The following is a 21,547-nucleotide window of genomic DNA, read 5'->3' as shown; positions in this document are numbered from 1 at the left end:
AGCTTCGACTCTGCAAGTGGAATGGCCAGTGCAGGGTCGGCGGATTGGGCCATGATGTAGGAAGTGAGACTCTGCAGAAAGGATGGCTGTGTAATTAGAGAACTTATCCCGAATTGGAAGGGAAGGCGGGTGCGCCCCCTCAAACAAGGCGCACCCAAGCCATTTGCTAAGTCACTACCGGGCAGCTTGTGCCGGCTTTTCGAACAGCTTCGGATCGATCGCCGGATTAACCTCCATCGAATTCAAGCTCATCTTGGCTACTGGTTGACCACCGTTCTCGACCTCGTAACGAGTCGGGTACTCCAGTCCGTCGAAGTTCTTCCAATCAAAGTACTTCATCGTGGTAGTAGTCGGACCGGACTGGCCTACTTCGGAGAATTGTTCTTGCAGTAGCTTTCCATCCGGCGCAATCCACCACTGCGATTTAGCACCGTCGGCATTCACGTCCACGACAGTTGCTTCGGTGTCCCCGACCTTCTCCTTGCCGCTTACCGCAAATGAATACTTCGGATCGTTTGCGTGCTGCAGAACGTTAACGAAGTCGCGCTTCAGGGAGTCGGTCTCAGAACTGCGCTGACTCGGCGGAAGATCGCGTACCTGCGCGCCCAAAGCCATGAAGGCTGCGGAAGGAGTGACGATGCGCACCAATTCTCCCTGCGGCAGGCTCATTTTTTGCGCCTGCTTGTCGGGATAGACGATGCTCTGATCGACTTTCACTTCCATGCCCTGCTGCATCAGCGAGATCGTCTGGTGCAGCGTCTTGATTGCGTTTATGCGGCTCGCTCCACCCAATGCGTCCACCAGTTTGGAAATGGCGGCTTTGCCGTCCGCAGTGTTGCCCGGCGTCTTCACCGCGCCGCTTTTCACCTCTGGCGCAGGAATCGTGATATCGATTGGGGTCACAGGGCCAAGTGCAGCAAGCTGCTTCTGGAACTCGCCGCTGTTGCCGACGACCAGAACCTTGAGGTCCTCTTTGTGCACGTACTTGTTGGCGACGCGCAGAACGTCAGCAGCGGTAACTTTCTCTACTCCGATTCTGTACTGTTCGAGAAAATCTTTCGGGTAACCGTAAAACTCATACGTCTGCTGCTCGCGAAGGACTTTGGCGGGAGTGTCGAAATTGAAAATGAAGGAGTTCAGGATCGCGTCCTTTGCGCGTTTTAATTCCAGTTCGCTAGGCGCCTCCTTCTTCAGCAGATCGACTTGTTCCCAGAGCCCTCGGATTGCTTCAGACGTAGTTTCGGTCTTTGTGCCGATCTCAAGTACGGTGAGCCCGGGATGGTCCCACGAGCTTCCAACGCCGCCGCCCACAGAGTAAGCAAGACCCGCCTTGGTGCGCAGATTACTGAATAGTCTCGACGAGAAACCTCCGCCGAAAATTTCGTTCATCACCTGCAGCGCAAAGTAGTCGGGGTTCTTGCGCACGATGCCCATCCCGATCATGCGGACCTCGCTCTGATTCACATCGCTCTTATCGACGACGTAAATGCCAGGTTTCGCAGGATCGATTGCTACTTTGGGATCCTGCACCTTCTCGCTTTTGGGCCAGTCGCCGAAGGATTTGCGCAGTGTTGCTTCCATCTCCTTCGAATCGAAATCGCCGACCAGGCCGAGGATGATGTTGTTGGGAGACGTGTGCTGCTTGTGCCACTGCACAAGGTCTTCGCGCGTCACGGCGGCTACCGTGGCATATTCAGGAACACGCGCATAGGCGCTCTGCTTGCCATAGCCGAGGATGTCCTGCTGCATGGCCGCGATGTCATCCGTCTCGTCATTGCGGCGAGAGATGCTGCTGTTCATCTGCTTCTTTGCCAGCGCCAGTTTGTCTTCGCGGAATGCCGGATTGCGAAGGAGATCCACGAAGATTCCGAGTACATCGTTGAAGTCAGCTTTCAAACAGTTGAAGCTGATCGACGTGTTTTCTTCCGTGCCGCTGGTTTCAACCTTGGCAGCGCGAGCTTCGAGAAAATCATCAAGCTGATCACCTGAAAGTTTGGTGGTTCCACCTGTTCTCCACGTCGCACCGTAGATCTCGACTAGTCCAGTCTTTTCTGCCGGCTCAGAAGAATTTCCACCGCGCACCAATGCAGACCCCGAAATCAGCGGCAGTTCATGGTTTTCCGTAAGGAAAATGATCATGCCATTTGAGAGAACCACACGCCTCGGTTCCTTGGGTTGGAAAGGCGGCAGAGGAGGAATCGCAATCTGTTTCCAGTTTGTCGCAACTCCAGGCGTAGTCGCCGGAGCCGCTTTCGGCGCGGTTTCATGTTTGGCGGCGTCGTTCTTTGTCGGTTCCTGCGCATGCAGGGAACCGAGCAGCAGGGTGGCACTGATCAAAACTGTGAGCGATCTCGTCTTCATTGCATGCCTCCCTTGGCGGCGCCCTTGTTCTCGAGAATTCCCACAGTGCGATTCGTGTTCACGAACACCTCATTGGCTACGCGCTTCACATCTTCGTTCGTCACTGCATCAATCTTGTCAATGCGACGGAACAACTCGCGCCAGTCTCCGTATTTCAATTGATTCTCGGCGAGGTTAATCGCGAGTCCCTGATTGTTTGCAAGGCTGCGCAGCAGAGAAGCCTTGGAACGTGTCTTCACCATCTTCAACTCTTCAGGAGTCACTCCGTCGCGTTTCAATTTGTCGATCTCATCATGAATCGCGTCAGCCATCTCCGTTGCGGTATGGTCCTGGGAAGGCACCGCATAGAACGCGTAAAGATTACGGTACTTATCTCCGGGGAATCCGCTGAAGCCTGCAGCGGCGACAGCAACTTTCTTGTCTCTTACCAGCGAACGATAAAGTCGTGACGTGCGACCCTCGCTCATCACGCTGCTGATGACTGAATACACTGGATCATCCTTGTCGCGGAAGTTCGGCCGCTGATATCCCTCAACATAGAACGGCTGCGAAGGATCGTGGAGCAGCACGGTGCGCTCGGAATTCTGCTTGGTTTGCGCTGTGACGTATTCCTCGGGCTTGGGCCCAGAAGGAATGCGTCCGAAATAGCGCTCCACAACGGAGAAGGTCTTATCGGCATCGAGGTCACCCACGACGGCGACGATCATGTTGCTAGGCACGTAGTAAGTCTTGAAGAAGTTTTGCGCATCGGTGGCAGAGAAATGCTGAAGGTCGCTCATGTATCCAATGCCAGGTCGGTTATATGGACTGCCGTCATAGGCAGTAGAGAGGAACTGCTCGACAAGCCTTCCTGTGGGCGACGAATCGGTGCGCATTCTGCGCTCCTCCATTACGACGTCGCGCTCCTTGTAGAACTCGCGCATGACTGGGTGCAGGAAGCGCTCCGACTCAAGATAGGCCCACAACTCAAGGCGATTTGCCGGGAGAGAGTAGAAGTATTGTGTGCTGTCGAGACCGGTCGAGGCGTTGAGTCCCACGCCTCCGTTGCGCTCGATAATTTCGCCGAACTCGTTTTTGACGACGTACTGGTCGGCGTCCTGGCGCGCTTTCTCCCACACGGCTTTCAACTCGGCTACTTTCTTCTCGTCATAGTTCACAACGCGATTTCGTTCGCGGTCGTAATCGGCATAAGCCTGCTCAACCTTCTCCAATGCTGTTTTCTCTGCAACGAAGTTGGTGGTGCCGATATTGTCCGTGCCCTTGAAGGCCATGTGTTCCATCATGTGCGCCAGCCCCGTCTTGCCCATGGGATCTTGAGCATCGCCAGCATCCACGATGGTGAAGAAAGAGAAGACGGGCGCCTCCGGCCGATGCAACAGCAACACCGTCAGTCCGTTGGGAAGAGTCTTTACGTGAACTCGTTTCTCAAACGACGCGAGATCCTGCGCGAGCGCTGTCTGCATTGCGCAGAACAGAACCAGCAAAGGAAGGTAGGCCTTCAGCCGTATCATCGTGCCTCCGCGGAAGCCTCGTAGCTTCCGAATTCACGAGTTTACAGCCCGGTCACAGATGCTGTCGAACGTACGCTCTGGACGCGGTTTTCGCTATACCTCGAAGATGCGGTAGGGCGTAGTGATTCCCGTGGCCTGCAGTATGGGAAGCGCTACGTTATGTACAGGAGTTCCGCCAGTTGTCTTTCCGTCAGGCGAGCCATGGTGGGCATGTCCATGGAATACGATGTTCGCGCCATGGCGGTCGACTACTTCAGAGAGACGCGAATTTCCGAGATAAGGATAAATCTCTACAGGCTCGCCCTTGACGGTGTCGCCAATCGGAGCATAGTGCAGCACGACAACGCGCTTTTGGGTTCGCAGTTGCGACATTGCGCGCTCGAGTTTCAGCGCCTCGTCAATTGACGACTGAACGAAAGCCTTTACCTCGGCTTCACCAAAAGCGGTGAGAATGCCGCGTCCAAAGCCTCCGAGGAACCCCTTGGTCCCTGCGAACCCTACGCCGTCGCGCTCGTAGCCGCTACCATCGAGGATCTTGATGCCCTCGGCGGCCATCATTTTCATGAGTTCTTCCTGCTGGCCGCTCTCGTAGTCGTGATTGCCAAGTACGGCGACGATGGGCACGCGCAGTCGTACGAGCATGGTGAGCAGAGAATCCATTTCGGACGGTTTGCCGTAGTTGGTGAGATCGCCAGCAATCACGAGCATGTCTGCGTCATCACGCACGCGCAACATCTGCTCGCGGATTTTGTCGTAAGTTTGTGGACTGTAGTGAAGATCTGCGACAGCTGCAATCCTCATTCAACTCCCTCGCGTCTGTGTTATTGTCCGCGCTCTTCACGCATGCGGTCGTTCAGATTCGCCATGCCCCACTCCTTCACATCGATGGCAAACATCTTGTCGTCGATGAGACTTCCGCGGAATGGCGCGCGTGAGTTGGGGTGATCAAGTTCATTGCGCAAGCGGGAGAGCAGGTCATTCCAGAGTGCTCGCGGAACATAGCTGGAGTGAGCCGGATAAATGTATTGATAGAGCACAAGCGCCCAGAGCAGCACCATCCAGTGCTCACCTGCGAGTTGCAGAATGCGGCCCCAATCGAGATTGCCTGCAGTGCCGTGAATGACGTGAACAATGTCGGCTCCGTCGAATCGCTCGCGCCGAGTTACAAAGAGCTTGGACGCAATCAGTTCCTCGGCGGCTAGAACTTTCACGGGCAATCCGAGCACGTCAGCCACGCTGGCGCGCGTGATCCAATCAGGTTTTACGATAATGACAGCGTTGCTCATGCCGGTGATGAGATCCACGAAGTAGTCGCCACGCCGGGCCTTGCAGAGCCACACGGGATCGCATACTTCAGTTGCGAGGCCTTCGGCAGCAAGCGTATCGAGAGCGCGAGGAACATCTTCCTGCGCGATGAATAGATCGAGATCCTTGGTGTCACGCCATATGCCGGTGTGCTCGTGCAGAGCAAATGCGCCACTCACGGCGAATGGAATCTTGCGCTTGATAAAGAGGGTGAGCACCTCGATGAACATCTGGCGCTGCTCCGGAGCGAATTCTGGAGGAGTGGAGCTGCTCACCGGCAGTGCTTTTTCGCCCTCAGCCATGAGCCATTTGATGTTCAAGAGGGCGAACGTGTTGTGGTTCAGAGACAGGAAAGACGGGACTGATTGGGAACGGGGTCACCGTGGCCTATTGCTTTGGTGGTAAATGCGATTGAGGTGATCTGGAGCATTGACTGTTCGATTAGCCAAGGTGGTTCGACGGTGTCGAATCCGGTAATCGATGCAGAGTTAATAGAGGGAAGGCTCTCCGGCGGGACGGGTTTTCCAGCGGCGATGCACCCACAACCACTGGTCAGGATGGGCACGTACGGCTTTCTCGATGGCGGCAGTGTAGCTTTGGGTGTTGGCGATGGCATCGGCTTCATCGTTCCCGGTGCAGACCGTCGGAATGGCTGGCTCGAAGCGGATGCGGTACTTGCCCAATGACTCGTCCCATATGGTGAAGGCAGGAAGGACGGCGGCGCCGGTGCGCATGGCGACGCGAGCGATGCCTCCGGCAGTGCAGGCGGGCACGCCGAAGTAGTTGACGAAGACTCCCTGGGGCGGCGTCATGTTGGTATCCATGAGAGCGCCGACAGTTTCGCCGCGCTTCATGGCGACGAGCAAGCCGCGGGCGTACTCATCTTTGTCATGTGTTTTGTTGCCGTGCAAAGTGCGAAGTTGGCGAACCCAGCGGTCAAGCAGGGGATTGTCGAGATTGCGCACGACGATGTTCAGCCAGTGTCCGTGCATGGAGTGGACGAAGGAGCCTATCTCCCATCCGCCGAGGTGAGCGGTCATGAAGAGGATGCCCTTGCCTCGATCGCGAGCGGCGATGTAGTTCTCAAGACCGTCGTAGATGGCGATGCGGTCGACGGTGTCGAGCGTGTAATCAGGGAACTTGGGTACTTCGGATAAAAGGCGTCCGAGCGAGTGGTAAACGCCTTTGAGGATTTGCTCGCGCTCGGCGATGGATTTCTCGGGGAAGGCGAGTTCGAGGTTGCGCATGCCTACTCGGCGCAGACGCGGGTGAGCGTGATAGACCAGCATGGCAATTGCGCGCGCAAAGGCACGCGCCACCGGACGCGGCGACCATCGCAGCGTCTGTGCGATGAGCCACACAGGAAGGAACTCCAACCAATAGCGCATGAGTAGAAGCTGAACGTATCAAATTGCGAGTTGCATGGTCAATGGGAGGCGGGCACAAGCAAAAACCCCACTCAAGCAAAGGAGCTTGAGTGGGGCGCATGTGGAGCTTGGGTTGGTTTGGCTATTTCTTTACGGCGATGGTGGTGCCAGCGTACTTGATGAGGGTGTCGCGCCAGGGGGCGGCTTCCTTCGGCGATTCAACGTTGCCGGTGAGTATGGTTCTGAAGGGGATCATGCGGCCGTAGAAGTCGCGGGTGTCATCGCGATGTTGCGTGATGACGGCTCCGTTGAGCGAGATGCCGGCGAAGACGCCGCGGGTGCGGGAATAGGTGAGGACCTCGGCGCGCATCTTCCAGTCCGTGGATGCATCGGCGTGACGGCCCACTGGACCGGCAGCGACGCTGGCATCGGCTCCGAGCTTGAATTTGCTTTGCAGCAGGTTGTTCATGCCCTGGTCATTCATGATGAGCATGATGATGTCGGCAGCCTGGCCACCGATCTGGAATCCGAAGCTTCCGCCGCGGACGGAGAAGAACGCCGGAGCGCTCCAGCCTTTATCAGTGCGGCAGCTTGCGACGCCCTTGCCATAGGCTCCCCCTACACCAAAAGCCGCCTTTAACATGCTGGGAATGACGGCAACGCATTTAGCGCTGGAGAAGACTTCCTCGGGTACACCCTTGTCAGGCGCGGCCATGATTTCCTTGATGACGTCGGCGCCGGTTTGCAGACGCTCAACGTCGTCGGCGCGATCACCGGCCAATGCCGCGGTGGTGGACAGAAGCACAACGATTGCAATCAGGATCTTATTCAATGAAGTTTCCTTCCGGTCGGTGAAGTGAGTCCCTGAAAGATCATAACGCGGGAGAGAGAGGAAAGTTCCGGTGGGAAACTGAAGAGATAAGGGGTGGAGGTTGGTGACCTGGGGCGGTGGTGTTGAGGGTGGGGGCCTTCGCTGCGCTCAGGACGACACCTCAGGAGCAACAGCAACACCAAGTAGAGCAGCAACAGCAAGTGCAACCCCGAGGTCCTTCGCTTCGCTCAGGATGACACCCGAAATTCAGAAACAAAAACAAGAGCAAGACTGCGAGGGAGGGGGCTGAAGCAGAAGAGAATCCCCACATCCGAGGATGTGGGGCGAGATTGATATGTGTCTATCTGCTTGAAACCAGAGAATGGGTGATGGCGTGGACGGAGAGGGCAATGCGATTTTGCACGCCGACTTTGCGCATGAGTTTGGCAACGTGCGCTTTTACCGTGCGCTCCTCGATTCCTAGGGCGGCTCCGATTTCTTTGTTGGATCGGCCAGCAACGAGGAGTTCGAGGACTTCCTTTTCGCGGTCGGTGAAGGTGACGCGGCCGGCAGGGAAGATGCGCCCGGGGGAGGACGTGACCCGCTCGATGAAGGTTGAGAGGACCCGTCGAGGAGCCCAGACGGAACCCTGGTTGACGATGCGGATGGCCATTGCGAATTCGTTGGGGCTGGCGGCCTCATCGACGTAACCCTTGGCTCCGGCGGCAAGGGCTTTCAGGATCATCTCGTCGTCGGCACCGGCACCGGTGACGATGATGCGAAGGTCGGGACGCTGGGCCTTGAGTCCGGCCATGACGTCAAAGAGATTCTGATTGCCACGGCTGCCGAGCAGGATGAGGTCGGCGTCAAGTTTGTTCAGGACGTCGCTAGCGGAGGCGGAGACGAGTTCCATGTCCGGCTCCATATCAAACAGTGCCCGGAAGCCGATGAAACGAAGCGGGTCGCTCTCGACGACCGCAATTTTGATCTTATTTGCAGACGTCGAGGCGGAGTTTTCAGATTCAGTCATTTCCGCACCTCTCCTCTTGGCCGGGGCGGAGCCCGACGCAGCATGCTTGGTTCCCGAAGCGTTCACCATGAAGTAAGGATACTCAGCTTTTCGGGAAAAAACAGACAAATTGAACCTTCGACATTGTACGCAGGGACACGTCCGAAAAGCGAGGCCGCGCGGAGATGAGGCGAATTAGGACCATGGCGACGTGAACGCACCGAATGGTGGCGCTGCGGAGAGGTCTGAATGGGCCTGAGAAACCTCCTTAGGTGTATGGGGTCGAACTTGGGGCGGACGCTAACTGGATTGCAGCAGGTGATTGAAAACTCGCGAGTAATGAATGTAGGTGGCGGAAACGAAGGGCTGTTGTACTAAGGAGAATCTCATCAGGTTACTAAGTGCAACTGTGCATTCCCGCTCTGTCGGGCGTAGGGCAGAATCTTTCCATACCTGAACGAAGCTTTTGAACCGAGCTCTGAACCGTGCAGGAAAGTAAGCCACGGGGAGGGTGGGGTTCAAGGAAAGACTGGCCGGAGACGAATCGGTCTGCCGGTGGTCTGTCGTATTCGTACGAAGGCGTTCAGAGTCCCCTTGGTTTGCAGGAGACATGACGAGCCGCCACTTACTCGCCGGAATTTTGCTACTAGCAGTTTTGCCGACAGCGCAGGTTGCAGCGCAGGCGCAAAGCCATTCGCGTGAAATCGAAGCTCTTGAACTGCAGTTCCTGTCCACGAAAAATCCTGAACAGCGCAAGACACTCGTAAGCCAATTGAAAGAGCTCTCCGCTCAGGGCAAGTGCTTCGCAGCGGAAGACGCGAGGGCGCTGAATGCAGCGATTTCCGCGATGCTGCCTGCTGCGGATACGGCCGAAGAAGCAGACGAGCTGTTGCGCATCGGTTCGCTGAACCCAGCGGGTGTGCTGCGCCAGATGAGTGGAAGCGACCTCCAGAAAGATGCAGCGTTCTTCATGAATCCGCGACGCGCGGCGATGGCGGCGAAGCGCGCGAACGGCGATGTGGAAATGCTGGCAGATATCCACATAGATCGACTGCGCAAGGACAGCCTGGGTCGCAATGGATTGACGACCGGGCACGTGCAGCAGATATGGCGAATCAACACGGCGCAGGGAGCGCGAAGCTTCTCGCCGAGGTCGATTATGTATGCGTCGATGAGCGAAATGCTCGACGTGTTGCATGCGCGGGTGCTGAAGCAGGATGGACGCGAAGTGATGGCTTCGATTTCGGCAGATCAGCCGGTGATCGAGCGCGGTACATCGATGTATTTCGATTCACGCTCGCGCGATCTGCACTTCTCGCAACTGGAACCAGGCGATGTGGTCGAAGTCGAATACAATTTGCTCCCCGCGACGGATGTGAATCCGTGGGCAGGATATTATGCGCGGCTGGATATGTTCCGCGATTCCTTCCCGACTAGGCTGCGCAGGCGAGTGGTGATTTCTCCGAGCGACATGAAGCTTTATGCCGTCGAGCATGGAGTGAAATCGGCTTCGGTGAAGCAGAGCGGCGGCGAAACGACGCGCGTGTGGGAGATGCGAGATATCACGGCGCAGCCGTTTGAGGCACTATCCCCGGGCGGTACGGCGTCGGCACCTTATCTGCATGTGTCGAGCATCGGCACAATGGATGAGTTCGGCAAGTGGTACAGCGGGCTGCTGGAGCCAAGCCTGAAGCTGGACGGCAAGATGCTCGCCGCGGCAGAAGAGATTCGCAGTCGCGACTTGAGCTTGCAAGGCAAGGTACAGGCGGTTTACGAGACGGTACAGCGCAGCACGAAGTACATAGCCTTTGAGTTTGGCGTGCACAGCTACCAGCCTTATCCGGTTTCCACCGTGGGAAGGCGCGGATTTGGCGATTGCAAAGACAAGGCGGCGATGATCGTGGCGCTGCTGCGGGCGGTAGGCGTTCCGGCAGAGTTTGCAATGGTGAGGACGCGCTCGGCAGGCGACGTGGCGGCGAATGCATACTCGGTACAGTTGTTCAATCACGCGGTAGCGTATGTGCCTTCGCTGGGACTGTATTTGGATGGGACGGCGGAGTGGGCCGCGCTGGGCGAGTTGCCGGGAGACGATCAAGGCGCGCTGGCGATTACGGTGGACGACCAAGGTAAGGCGACGCGGCGGACGGTGCCGTTTTCCCTGCCGGAGTCAAACCGCGTGAGCCGCGAGGTTCGGGCCCGGGTGGACAAGGCCGGGCGGGTTGAGTTTGAGTCGCAGACCAAGTTTGAGGGATACTTTGCAGCAGAGCAGCGGCGGAATTCGGAGTCGAGCGACCTGGCTGGAAATTATCGCGCTACGCTCGCGCAGTTTTATCCCACGGTGAAGATTGCTCATGCGGTAGCCGAAGGAACGGCGCGGGCTTCGCATGCGGTGGACCTGAAGATCGAAGGCTCGATCGACGCGGCGCAGGGCGATCACGAAGTAACGCTGCGGAGTTCGCTGAACACGGCGGGGATGACGAGAAAGTATGCGCCAGAACGGATTCGCTTGAACCCGGTGCTGGTGCCGGTGACGCCGAGCGAGCATGAAGTTTTTGATTACGAACTGCCGGAGGGCGCGGAGGCGGTGCTGCCGGTGAACACGAAATTTCAGACAGCTTTCGGCAAGGTGGAAGTGAGCTATGTGCGGAATGGTCGCAAACTGCGGGTAGAGACCTATACGGAGCTGGAACCGCTGACGGTGAAGACGCAGGATTATGCGGCATTTCGCGCGTTCTGCAAGTCGGCTGATGAGGCTCTGCAGCGCGAAGTCAGGATTAAACTGCCATGAAGATGAAACTCTGGATCGCAACAGCCGCGCTTTTTGCAGTGAGCTCCGTTGTGGGCGCTCAGGCTCAGGAGCAGGATGAGCGGATGAGCGAGGCGGTTCAACTGGAGAAGTCGCGCGATGCCGGATTGCTGACGGACTGGCACTTGAGCGGCCGATATGGGCGCGAGGGAACGAACTTCTCGCGGCAGTTTGCACCAGAGAAAGAAGCAGCGAAGCTGACGCAGAAGGGCGCGCACAGACGTTTCGAACGGCAGAGGTATGAACTCGTATTTGCCGATGGAACCTTTACGCTGCCAAAGGAAGTAAAAGCGGAGGGTGGCGTGTTCTATGCGGTTTCGAGCACGTACCTGACGAGCGGCGGCGATTGGAATGTGTATCTGGAGAGCGGCGCGGAAGCAGTGGTGTTCGTTGATGGACGCAGGGCGGTGGCGCGAGGACAGAGCGCAAATGGTGCGCTGCGCGCCAAGGTTCACGTGGAGAGCGGATATCACTTGGTGATGGTGAAGTTCACCGCAAAGGCAGCACCGTTCCGGGTGGCGATCTTGCCGCCGAATTCGGGGTCAAGACGGAAGAACAACACTCCATATTTGCAGGCTTCTCCGGCTTCGGAAGACATGATGGCCAAGGCGGGGTGGAACACGGTCGGCGAGTAGGGTTTGGCGTGAGCTGGGGCTACGGTGGTAGGTGACCTGGAGCGGATGCGAAGGCTGGGACTGAGCTGGGATTCTTCGCTGCGCTCAGAATGACACACTGAAAAACCAAGTTCAAATCTAAAATCTAAAGACTCACCTCTGCCGAAGGATGGCAGAGGTGGGTCACCAAGGTTTCGTCTCATACCATGAGTTCAACACGTCAGTCGCTGTATTCGTGGCGGAACTGCTGGTAGGCGGCGACGCTGCGGCGCTCGGCGTCTTCGGCAAACCGCTCGGAGAGGCGGCTGAGGGTAGCGAAGATCTGCGTGGCCCGATTGATGTAGTCGGGGGCGTTCTCCCAGATGGATTCGAAGTGCTCGGGGTATTCACTGGCGAGCAGGGCGAGGCCTCCGGCGATGGATGCAATGCCGACGTTACGGCGCCCGGTGAGGGCCAGCAGGGTTCCGGCTCCAACGGCACTGCAAACCACGACTTTCTTCCAATTCTGCATAATCTCCTCCGCCGGAAAAAGACCGGCTCATCAATCTGACACGATTCCCGAACTTAGACTGCGAAAGCCCGATGACTGTTGCTTGCCGTGGCAAGTCCGGGAAAGAGACGTCAAGTCGTTTCAGCACCTAGTAAACGTTTGCTTCAGGCGCTTCGTCGGGAGCGTGCACCGGCGCGCTTACTGGTGGATCGCACCGGCTTGCGAACGGGAGAGGCGGCGCTGGCAGCCGGAGACGTACCTTCGAGCACAGAGAACTCGGGAAGCTGCTGGTGCATGGTAAGGACACGGCTGAAAAGATCGCCATGACGATCCACGCGCTCAAGCACCTGAGCAGAGGTGAAGCGAAGATCGTCTGGATTGCCGGATTCGAGGCATCGGGTGACTTCGGCCCAGGTGACGGGCGTGGAAACGGTCGGGTAGGGGCGAGCTCGGAGTGAATAGACGTTAACCGTGGTCTTGTGCTCGTCGTTCTGGCTCCAGTCCACGAGGACTTTGCCGGGGCGCAGGGACTTCTTCATGTCGCTGACGACGAGGTCGGGATGCTTACGCTCGAGCTTAATGGCGAGTTCGTGGGCGAAGGGCTTGGTTTCGTTGTAGGTTGCGCCGGAGTTGAGCGGAACGTAGATCTGCAGTCCCTTGGAGCCGGAGGTCTTGGCGAAGCTGCGGAGACCGAAGCGGGAGAAGGCATCGCGAACCCGGAGTCCGACCTGGCAGCACTGGACGATGTTTGCAGGCTCGCCGGGGTCGAGGTCGAAGACGATGAAGGACGGATGCGGCATGGCGGATGCCACGGAAAGCGAGGTGTGCAGCTCCAGAGAAGCAAGGTTCGCCGCCCAGACGAGAGTAGGGAGGTTCTCGGCGACGCAATAGTCCATCCATCGATGGTTACCTTCGCTCCAGATGGGAGCGGTGGGTACCCACTCAGGACGATGCCGGGGGCAGTTCTTTTCGTAGAAGAACATGCCGGAGACGCCATTGGGGTAGCGCTTGAGAGTGAGCGGGCGCCCAGCAAGATGAGGCAGAATAAATGGCGCGACGCGAACGTAATAATCGATGACCTGCCCCTTGGTGAAACCAGCCTCGGGGTAGAGGACTTTATCGAGATTGCTGAGCGAAAGACGTCGGCCCTCGATGGCGACAATGGATTCGCGGCGTGGCATGCGGAGGTTAGATGCAGCAGAAAGCACTCCGCGAAGAAAGTCTCGGTAGAGAATGTTAGGAAGTGGTACAACGGACGCATGAAATCAATCGAATTGGCAAAGCGGATTGGCGCGGTGTGCGAAGGCGGCGACGTTGAGCTGGTCCAAGTGTCGAGCTTCGGCACAGCGACCGCGCAGAGCGTGGTTTTTGTGGAGCAGGCGCGGTTTCTGGAAGCAGCTCTGGCTTCGGCGGCTGGAGCGGTGATCGTAGCGGCAGACGCAGAGATCGCCGATGTGCGCGGTAAGGCCTTGCTGCGAGCGCGGCATCCGCGGCTGGGGTTCGCGTTGGCGGCCGAGGAATTGAGGCGGTCGGCGGCTTGTGAAGGAGGATTGGATGCTTCGGCCATAGTAGATCCTTCGGCAGAGGTGCATCCGACGGCATGCATTGACGAGCTGGCCGTGGTGGGCGCGGGAGCGAAGATCGGCGCAAGGGCGCATATCGGTCCGGGATCGGTGATCGGTGCAGGAGTCGTGATCGGCGAGGACTGCAATTTGGTGGCGCGAGTGACGGTTTATTCCGGGACGACAATGGGCGACCGCGTGATTGTGCAGGCAGGGGCGGTGCTGGGAGGCGATGGATTTGGATTTGTACCAGACCCGGCGACAGGGAAGTATCACAAATTTCCACAGATTGGGCGGCTGGAGATTGGGAACGATGTGGAGATCGGAGCCAACACGACGGTCGATAAGGGAGCTCTGGACGCCACGGTGATTGAGGACGGAGTGAAGCTCGACAACCTGGTGCAGGTGGGACATAACGTTCGCATCGGCAAGAATGTGGTGGTGGCTTCGCAGACGGGGATTAGTGGGAGTTCGGTGCTGGAGGACGGAGTTATCGTCGGCGGGCAGGTGGGGATTGCCGATCATGTGCGGATCGAGCAGGGAGTGATTCTGGGAGCGCAGAGCGGGGTTCCGAGCAAGAAGGTAGTGAGAGGGAAAGGCGTGGTGTTCTGGGGCACTCCTGCGCGGCCGATCGCGGAGTATTTGAAGGAATTGGCGACGTTAGGGAAGTTGACGAGGAAGAAAAAGTAGGGGTGGTAGGTGACCTGGGACGGCGCAGGTGTAGGTACCATAGAAACAAGAGCAACGGCAAGAGCAACTACCCCACCCTGAACTCGCGGGCGAGTTTAAAGGTGGGGCACCGGTGAGCTTAGGGTGGGGCGGTGCGTTCTTATGAGGGTTGGATGGAGGGGACTTCCGCTTCGGTCGGTTTGAGGCGGATGCTGCCACCTTCCATCGCGATACGGGCGACGCTCACGTTGAGCATGGCTGCCGAGAGGCTATGGAAGAACATTTCCGCGATGCGGATGAGCGAGGTGGCTTCGGACTCGTTGTAGCCAAGTTTGTCGAGGTCCTCGGATGTGAACTGGACGGGGCCGGGGACTTCCTTGACGACCTGACGAGCGTCCTCAAGCAGTGCGTTTTCGCTCTCCTGGAAAAGCTCGGAAACGGTGAGGGGTTTCACTGCGGCCCAGTAGAGTTGCAGGAAATCGGGCCAGCGCGCAAAAGCACGATATACGGTGTGCACGACGTCGGCATCGGTCGCGTTACGGATGTCAGCAAAAATGCCTTTCACGACAGGGCCAGCTGAATCTTCATCCACCAGCACGATACGGCCGTGAGGCTTTGGGCGAGGGGCCGGTGTCATCGGAATGTCAGCGCTTCCAGCGGGGCCAATGAACGACTCGTAGAGTACCGACGACAGCAGAAGACTGATAGGCACGGAGTAGCAGAAGAAATTGATGCAGTTCTTCAACTCCTCGCGGGCGCCGAGACTGAACTCCTGACGGGCGACCTCGCTCTTGAGGTCGGGCACTTCGAATGCGGAATGGACGCGTGAATAGCTGTCGGCGCGCAGGCGATGAGCGCAATCAAAAAAAGCCTGCGACTGCACGATGGGGCGAACGGTCGTCCAGAAGCTTTCCAGGAAACGCGGCTGGGTGCCGAGAAATTGGAAAAAGCTGCTGATGTGGGGAACGCCGAAGACGCTTTGAACGTCGCGGTAGATTTCCAGAACGCGGCCAGTTGCCTGGGAGAGCGGGAGTAACTGAACAGCCTGTCCTTTTTTCCAGCCCATAGGTCAATTGAGATGATAAATCCCTGCTACTCAGATTCACAAATTGGCGACCGAAAATATGTCGTCTTCACGAGTGGGAAGAGTCGGGGAACAGGCCTGGGTTGGCCCTTGGCGTGAGTCATGTCATTATTACGAGCTTATGCACGACTTCCAGGTTCTTTTTGATCATGGCGAACGCTCGGAATTGCTGGATCCGGGGATGGCACTGTACGGCAAGCTGGGATTCCCCCATCCGGGCGAGAGGCCGTGGATCTATGCAAACTTTGTGCAGACGTTGGACGGCATCGTCTCACTGTTGGGAGATGAGGCGGGAGGGGCGGATATTTCGGAGTCGGCAGAAGACCGCTGGCTGATGGATTTGCTACGGGCTCACGCAGACGCGGTGATACTTGGGATGGGGACACTGCGAGAAGAGCAGAGGATGGGACGTCCGCGGCCGAGGGGGCCGGTGTTCCGCATTATGGACCCAGCGATGCAGGAGCTCAGGACGAAGCTGCGCAGAGGGCGTGAACGCAATGTGCTGGTGACAGCGCGAGCAGATTTCAGGATGAGCGACTACGCGGTGTTCGATGGAGAGTTGCTGGATGTGACGCTAGTGACTACCCAAGAGGGGGCGCGGAGGCTGGAGCCGCAGTTGGCGGAGCATCCGAAGGTGGATGTGGTTGTGGTGGGTGGCGGAGACGAAGCTCGGGTAGATCTGCGGAGAGCCGTCGAGGTGCTACAGGAGCGGTATGGAATTCGGTATCTGCTGTGCGAGGGCGGCCCGGCGCTGTACTCGGGAATGCTGAAGGCTGGGCTGATCGATGAGAAGTTTGTGACGATTTCGCCGATCGAAGTGGGGCAGGCTTGCGAATATGGGACGAGGCCGACGGTGTTGCCGAACGTGGGATTCACGAAGCAGGACGCGGTGCGATGGGAGTGGCTGAGTTGCAGGAAGGTCGGCGATTATCAGTTCCACAGATTCCGTCGCAAGCATTTGTTAGACTCTGAATCGTGAAGGGTATTCATAAGAACGCCTGGCTATTAGCAGTAGGTTCCGGGCTGCTACAAATCTTGATATTTCCTCGACCGAATTTGTACTGGTTGTGCTGGATCGCTCTGGCACCGCTGTTCTATGCGCTGCTGCGGGCACGAGAGGGCGACGCGACGGAGCTGCTGAACGAGGAAAGCGACTCGTTTCTGGTTCCAGCACGGGCGCGGCAGGGATTCCTGCTGGGATGGGCGTCGGGCACGGTCTTCTATTTTGGAACGTGCTACTGGGTTTATTCGGTGATGCACATCCATGGCGGACTCCCGCCGGTGGTATCGTTTCTGCTCCTGATTCTGTTCTCGCTGTATATCGGACTCCATCACGGAGTCTTTGGCGTTTTGGTGGCAGTGGCGGGACGGTCCAGAGTGGGGTTCAGCAGGAAGGCACTGGTGCTGGCTCCTTTCCTGTGGGTCGCGGTGGAACTGCTGAGATCTTATCTGGTGAGTTTTCCGTGGATGCTGCTGGGAACGGCGCAGATTGACAATCTGCCGCTGGCGAAGCTGGCCAGCGTGACGGGCGTGTATGGATTGTCATTTGAAATCGCGCTGGTGAACACGGTTTTTGCCGCGGCAATGCTGGTGAACAAGAAACGCCGCATGGCAACGCTGATTGCGGCTCTGGCGGGAGCCGTGGCTCTGCAATCAACGGTGCTGGTGAAGGCGGCCCCGAGCGCGGTAGAGGCTCACGCTACTCTGGTGCAGCAGAATGTGCCAATCGAAAGGCAATGGACGTTTGAAGGATACAAAGCGCTGACGGATGAATTGAGCGCGATGAGCATGGCTCCGTCGGCGGCGAAGGACCCGAGCATTGCGCCTTTGATTGTATGGCCGGAATCTCCAGCACCGTTTGAGACTGACGACCAGGTGTTTCCAGAGGCGACCTCGGCGTTGGCTAGAAGGCAGCAGTCCTGGCTGCTGGCGGGATCGCTAGCGGTACAGTCGCCACCAAAGCCGGGTGAACCAGAACAGTTCTATAACTCGGCGGAGCTGGTTTCGCCTGCTGGAATGGCGGTTCAAAGATATGACAAGGTTCACCTCGTTCCGTGGGGAGAGTACGTTCCGTTCTCGTGGGCTTTTGGATTTGCGAAGGCACTGACACATGAAGTGGGGGCGTTCTCGGCTTCGAGCAGCGGGAGAGCGCCGCTGGATGTGGGCGGGCACAAGTACGGGACCTTTATTTGTTATGAGTCGGTGTTTCCGCATGAGGTAAGGCAGTTTGCGGTGCACGGGGCAGAGGTGTTTGTGAACATCTCGAACGACGGGTGGTTCGGTGAGTCGGGAGCTCCGTGGCAGCACTTGAATATGGCCCGAATGAGGGCGGTGGAGAATCATCGCTGGCTACTGCGCTCAACGAATACGGGAGTGACTTCGGCGATCGATCCGCTGGGACGGGTGGTTGCCGAGGTTCCGCGAAACAAGAGAGTGGCGCTTGATGCGCCTTATGGGTTGGAGGCGGAGACGACGTTCTACACGCGCTATGGCGATTGGTTCCCGGCGCTGTGTGCCATAATTTCAATCACCGGATTGCTGTGGCGCGACCGCACGGGTGCGCACATGACGCATCCATTGCCTGTGTAGGAGCAGGATTTCAGATGATCGATCAACAATTGGAACAAGAATTTTCAGCTCTGCGGGGCAAGGTGCGCGAGCTACAGGAGTATCTTTGACTCGCCTAAGCTGAAGGCTGAGCTGGAGAAAGTAGAAGAGCAGGTCGCAAATCCGAATCTCTGGAACGATTCCGAAAATTCACAGAAGGTAATGCGCGAGCGCAAGCGGCTGGAAGATGCATTGGCTACCGACAGCGAGCTGGGGCGGCGCGTGGAGGATATCTCCGCTTATTTTGAGCTGGCCAGCGAAGGCGAGCAGGTAGATGAAGACATCTCGCGGGAGATGGGCGGGCTGCGAGAGATGGTGGAAAGGCTCGAAACTCAGACTCTGCTGAGCGGTGAGCTGGACCGCAGCAATGCCATTATCACGATTCATCCGGGAGCCGGCGGAACGGAGTCGCAGGATTGGGCCGAAATGCTGCTCAGGATGTTCCTGCGGTGGTGTGAACGCAAGAACTTTGCAACCGTGATCAACGATCTGCAACCTGGTGATGAAGCTGGGATCAAGTCGGTGACGGCGAGCGTTACGGGCGAGTTCGCGTATGGGATGCTGACGAGCGAGATCGGCGTGCACCGTCTGGTGAGGATTTCGCCGTTCGATTCGCAGGCGAGGCGGCATACGTCGTTTGCGAGTGTGTATGTGTCGCCGGAAATCGACGACAACATTGAAGTGGTGATCAAGCCGGAAGACATAAGGATCGATACATATCGATCTGGCGGCAAGGGCGGACAGCACGTGAACACGACGGACTCGGCGGTGCGCATTACGCACTTTCCGACGGGAATCGTGGTCGCTTGCCAGAACGAGCGCTCGCAGCACAGCAACAGGGAACGCGCGTTCAAGATGCTGCGTTCGCGGATTTACGAATTTGAGTTGGAAAAGAAGAGGGCAGCGAGCAAGAAGGTGGAGGATTCGAAGCTGGATATCGACTTCGGATCGCAGATCCGTTCGTATGTTTTGCAGCCATATCGGATGGTGAAGGATCACCGGACAAAGCTGGAAGTGGGCGACGTGGACCGCGTGCTGGATGGGGATATCGACCCATTCATTCGCGCCTACCTGCTAATGCGGAGAGCTGAGCAGAGGTAAGACGATGGGAAAGCAGCAACCGGTTCTCGAATCACGCAAGCAGTTGAAAGCGCCGCTCAGCGAGCGATTTGACGAGGCGTTGATGCTGGCCTCGTCGTTGCACCGTCGGCAGGCGCGAAAGGCAAGCGGTGTGCCCTATGTCTCGCACCTCCTTTCGGTGGCTTCGCTGGTGCTTGAGGACGGAGGCAGCGAGGATATGGCCATCGCAGCCTTGCTGCACGATGCCGCAGAAGACCAAGGCGGCGAGGAAACACTGGTGATCATTGCGGAAGCTTTCGGTGATCACGTGGCGCGCTGGGTGCGGCAGGCGAGCGATACTTTTGTGCTTCCGAAGCCGGAATGGGAGGCACGCAAGCAGCAGCATCTGGAAGAGATTCCACGGGCGGATCGCGAGGCGCGATTGATTATGCTGGCCGACAAGGTTCACAACGCACGGTCGATTGTTGCCGACCACGCGAGGGTGGGAACGGCGGTGTGGGAGCGATTTAGCGCACCGAAAGAGCGGATGGTCTGGTATTACGAGTCGCTGCTGGATGTCTTCGATCGCTCGCTCTCTCCGGTGTTGTATGACACGCTTGCGGAGTGCGTGCGGCAGATCAAGGAGCTGAACTGAAATGGCGCGGCTATTGGACCTGATCCGCGAGGGTACGGCTCCGGCTTCCATGGTGAGACGGGCAGCGCAAGGCAGGTTGTCGGTTGCGCCGGAAGAGGCCGTGGAACTGCTCGTAATGCTGGCGGGAGACCGCGAGGTTGGAGTTGAGGCGGAGCAGACGCTGGCGAGTTGGGATGAAGCCTCACTAGCCGAGGCCTGTAGGCACGCGACCTCGCCCGAGGTGCTGAAGTATCTGATGCAAAACTGCATACAACGCGATGGAGTGCTGCGCGCGCTTTGCGACAATCCGGCGTTGCCGATGAGCATGCTGGAGTCGCTGGCGTCGCGGGCCGATGGAGCGATGCTGCGAGAGATGCTCGGAAGCTCGCGCGTGCAGGGATCAGGGCGGCTGCTGAAGCTGATGGAAGCGAATCCGGCAGCAGAGGTGATGCGCGGAGAGCTGACGCATCGCGCGGAGGCGGCGGAAGAAACCGAGGCCGAGCATGCTACCGCCGAGTTCCTGGTACGGAACGCGGAAGAGGTGGCACGGACGGACCTGCAACCGTTTGAACTAGTTGCGGCGAGCGACGGCGAGGAAGACGCGCTGGACAACGCGCTGCAAAGCGCAAAAAAAGGCGAGAAGCCGGCTAACGAAGAAGACGTCAAGAAGCTCTCGATGTACCAGAAGGTCGCACGCATGCGTGTGGGCGAGAGGATCAAGTTGGCGATGCGCGGCAACCGCGAAGAGCGTATGTTGCTGATTCGAGACCGATCGAAGCTGGTGGCGATCGCGGTGCTTGAGTCACCTAAGGTGAACGAGTCGGAGATGGAAGCTTTTGCGGCAATGAAGAATATCCAGGAGTCAGTGCTGCGGGCAATCTCGAAGAAGCGAAACTACATCAAGAATTACAGTGTTTTGCGAGCGCTGGTGAATAATCCTAAGACGCCGCTAGATGTGGCGATGCCGTTTATCGCGCATTTACAGGTTAAGGACCAGCGGGCGCTTTCGGTTAACAAAAACGTGAACGAGACGCTGCGCAAGATGGCACTCAGGATCTCTCGACAGAACACGGAAAAGAAGAAGCCAACCTAGAGCAACAGGGGAGCGAAGCACGTGGCAGATCGCATTGAAGACGTTCTTAAGAAAGCGAAGACCATCGCTGTTGTGGGGCTGACGGATAATCCGAGCCGGGCAAGTTACGGTGTTTCGAGTTATATGCAGGGCCAGGGATACAGGGTCATTCCGGTAAACCCGAACGTGCAGGAAGTGATGGGCGAGAAGTCGTATCCGACGCTGACGGAAGCGGCGAAAGCCGAAAAGATCGATATTGTCGATGTGTTCCGGCGTCCGGAAGCGGTCCCTGAGATTGTGGATGAAGTGCTTCAGTTGAATCTGCCGGTGCTATGGCTACAGGAAGGTGTCGTACACGAAGAAGCGGCAGAAAAGGCCCGAAAAGCCGGAGTCACGGTGGTGATGGATCGATGCATATTCAAGGAGCATCGTAAGCTGGCCGCGTAATCGGACTTGTCCTGATTCCCAGCTCTGCCAAAAGAGGGCGGATGTGGGCCACCGAATTTCAAATGCCCTGCCAGGAACTCCCGGCGGGGCATTTTTATGTCAGAGCATTGTAAATTCGCGGTATTGTGTTGCGAAGCAG

Annotated in this window: 19 protein-coding genes; 9 read left to right on the top strand and 10 right to left on the bottom strand. The window is 57.7% G+C overall.

Annotation, left to right across the window (positions count from 1 at the left end):
* Positions 1-174 precede the first annotated feature (174 nt).
* The 7 genes from AC6IY8_RS06940 to AC6IY8_RS06910 all read right to left on the bottom strand — a co-directional run bounded on the left by AC6IY8_RS06940 (position 175) and on the right by AC6IY8_RS06910 (position 8,385).
* Positions 175-2,361 carry an insulinase family protein gene (locus AC6IY8_RS06940; protein ID WP_497778025.1) on the bottom strand — a complete coding sequence of 729 codons (2,187 nt, stop codon included), beginning with the start codon at positions 2,359-2,361 and terminating at the stop codon, positions 175-177.
* Complete coding sequence (locus AC6IY8_RS06935) at positions 2,358-3,872, bottom strand: M16 family metallopeptidase (protein WP_497778024.1); 1,515 nt, start codon at positions 3,870-3,872, stop codon at positions 2,358-2,360. Before AC6IY8_RS06935 ends, AC6IY8_RS06940 begins: the two co-directional genes overlap by 4 nt.
* Before the next feature lie 93 nt (positions 3,873-3,965).
* Positions 3,966-4,673 (bottom strand): metallophosphoesterase family protein, encoded by a 708-nt coding sequence (locus AC6IY8_RS06930; RefSeq protein ID WP_497778023.1) that lies wholly within the window; start codon positions 4,671-4,673, stop codon positions 3,966-3,968.
* A gap of 20 nt (positions 4,674-4,693) precedes the next feature.
* Complete coding sequence (locus AC6IY8_RS06925; protein WP_497778022.1) at positions 4,694-5,479, bottom strand: nucleotidyltransferase family protein; 786 nt, start codon at positions 5,477-5,479, stop codon at positions 4,694-4,696.
* A 186-nt stretch (positions 5,480-5,665) separates the two neighbouring features.
* Positions 5,666-6,565: a lysophospholipid acyltransferase family protein gene (locus AC6IY8_RS06920; protein WP_497778021.1), complete on the bottom strand. Its 900-nt coding sequence runs from the start codon at positions 6,563-6,565 to the stop codon at positions 5,666-5,668.
* Positions 6,566-6,686: 121 nt separating this feature from the next.
* Entirely contained in the window at positions 6,687-7,376 is a 690-nt protein-coding gene (locus tag AC6IY8_RS06915; protein WP_497778020.1) for a lipid-binding SYLF domain-containing protein, read from the bottom strand.
* A 340-nt stretch (positions 7,377-7,716) separates the two neighbouring features.
* Positions 7,717-8,385 carry a LuxR C-terminal-related transcriptional regulator gene (locus AC6IY8_RS06910; RefSeq protein WP_497778019.1) on the bottom strand — a complete coding sequence of 223 codons (669 nt, stop codon included), beginning with the start codon at positions 8,383-8,385 and terminating at the stop codon, positions 7,717-7,719.
* A 589-nt stretch (positions 8,386-8,974) separates the two neighbouring features.
* On the opposite strand from AC6IY8_RS06910, the gene AC6IY8_RS06905 reads away from it, so the two are divergent.
* Positions 8,975-11,152, top strand: coding sequence for a DUF3857 domain-containing protein (locus tag AC6IY8_RS06905; RefSeq protein WP_497778018.1), 2,178 nt, complete (start codon positions 8,975-8,977; stop codon positions 11,150-11,152).
* Complete coding sequence (locus tag AC6IY8_RS06900; protein WP_497778017.1) at positions 11,149-11,805, top strand: hypothetical protein; 657 nt, start codon at positions 11,149-11,151, stop codon at positions 11,803-11,805. The genes AC6IY8_RS06905 and AC6IY8_RS06900 overlap by 4 nt, the downstream gene beginning before the upstream one ends.
* A 199-nt stretch (positions 11,806-12,004) precedes the next feature.
* Here the strand turns inward: AC6IY8_RS06900 and AC6IY8_RS06895 are convergent, their stop codons facing one another.
* Complete coding sequence (locus AC6IY8_RS06895) at positions 12,005-12,295, bottom strand: hypothetical protein (protein WP_497778016.1); 291 nt, start codon at positions 12,293-12,295, stop codon at positions 12,005-12,007.
* 143 nt (positions 12,296-12,438) lie between these two features.
* Positions 12,439-13,455, bottom strand: a complete 1,017-nt coding sequence (ligD, locus tag AC6IY8_RS06890; RefSeq protein ID WP_497778015.1) for a non-homologous end-joining DNA ligase — start codon at positions 13,453-13,455, stop codon at positions 12,439-12,441.
* Positions 13,456-13,533: 78 nt separating this feature from the next.
* On the opposite strand from ligD, the gene lpxD reads away from it, so the two are divergent.
* The gene (lpxD, locus tag AC6IY8_RS06885; protein ID WP_497778014.1) at positions 13,534-14,526 is read left to right on the top strand and encodes a UDP-3-O-(3-hydroxymyristoyl)glucosamine N-acyltransferase; all 993 of its coding nucleotides are present in this window, start codon (positions 13,534-13,536) and stop codon (positions 14,524-14,526) included.
* 139 nt (positions 14,527-14,665) lie between these two features.
* On the opposite strand, the gene AC6IY8_RS06880 is transcribed toward lpxD, so the two are convergent.
* Entirely contained in the window at positions 14,666-15,571 is a 906-nt protein-coding gene (locus AC6IY8_RS06880) for a halocarboxylic acid dehydrogenase DehI family protein (RefSeq protein ID WP_497778013.1), read from the bottom strand.
* Positions 15,572-15,629: 58 nt separating this feature from the next.
* On the opposite strand from AC6IY8_RS06880, the gene AC6IY8_RS06875 reads away from it, so the two are divergent.
* The 6 genes from AC6IY8_RS06875 to AC6IY8_RS06850 all read left to right on the top strand — a co-directional run bounded on the left by AC6IY8_RS06875 (position 15,630) and on the right by AC6IY8_RS06850 (position 21,408).
* Complete coding sequence (locus tag AC6IY8_RS06875) at positions 15,630-16,568, top strand: RibD family protein (RefSeq protein WP_497778012.1); 939 nt, start codon at positions 15,630-15,632, stop codon at positions 16,566-16,568.
* A complete protein-coding gene (gene lnt, locus AC6IY8_RS06870) occupies positions 16,565-18,178 on the top strand; it encodes an apolipoprotein N-acyltransferase (RefSeq protein WP_497778011.1) in 1,614 nt (537 codons plus the stop codon). The genes AC6IY8_RS06875 and lnt overlap by 4 nt, the downstream gene beginning before the upstream one ends.
* 17 nt (positions 18,179-18,195) lie before the next feature.
* Positions 18,196-19,297 (top strand): peptide chain release factor 2 gene (prfB, locus tag AC6IY8_RS06865; protein WP_497778609.1). Its coding sequence is split into 2 segments (ribosomal slippage): positions 18,196-18,264 and positions 18,266-19,297, totalling 1,101 coding nucleotides; the frame shifts between segments, so codons are not numbered across the junction.
* Positions 19,298-19,301: 4 nt separating this feature from the next.
* On the top strand, positions 19,302-19,910 hold the full coding sequence (locus AC6IY8_RS06860) for an HD domain-containing protein (protein ID WP_497778009.1): 609 nt from the start codon (positions 19,302-19,304) through the stop codon (positions 19,908-19,910).
* 1 nt (position 19,911) lies between these two features.
* Positions 19,912-20,982: a hypothetical protein gene (locus tag AC6IY8_RS06855; RefSeq protein WP_497778008.1), complete on the top strand. Its 1,071-nt coding sequence runs from the start codon at positions 19,912-19,914 to the stop codon at positions 20,980-20,982.
* A gap of 21 nt (positions 20,983-21,003) precedes the next feature.
* On the top strand, positions 21,004-21,408 hold the full coding sequence (locus AC6IY8_RS06850) for a CoA-binding protein (RefSeq protein WP_497778007.1): 405 nt from the start codon (positions 21,004-21,006) through the stop codon (positions 21,406-21,408).
* Positions 21,409-21,547 lie beyond the last annotated feature (139 nt).

Source organism: Koromonas soli (assembly GCF_059726265.1).
Note: the sequence above shows the minus strand (reverse complement) of the source record. Positions and strands in the feature narration are given on the sequence as shown.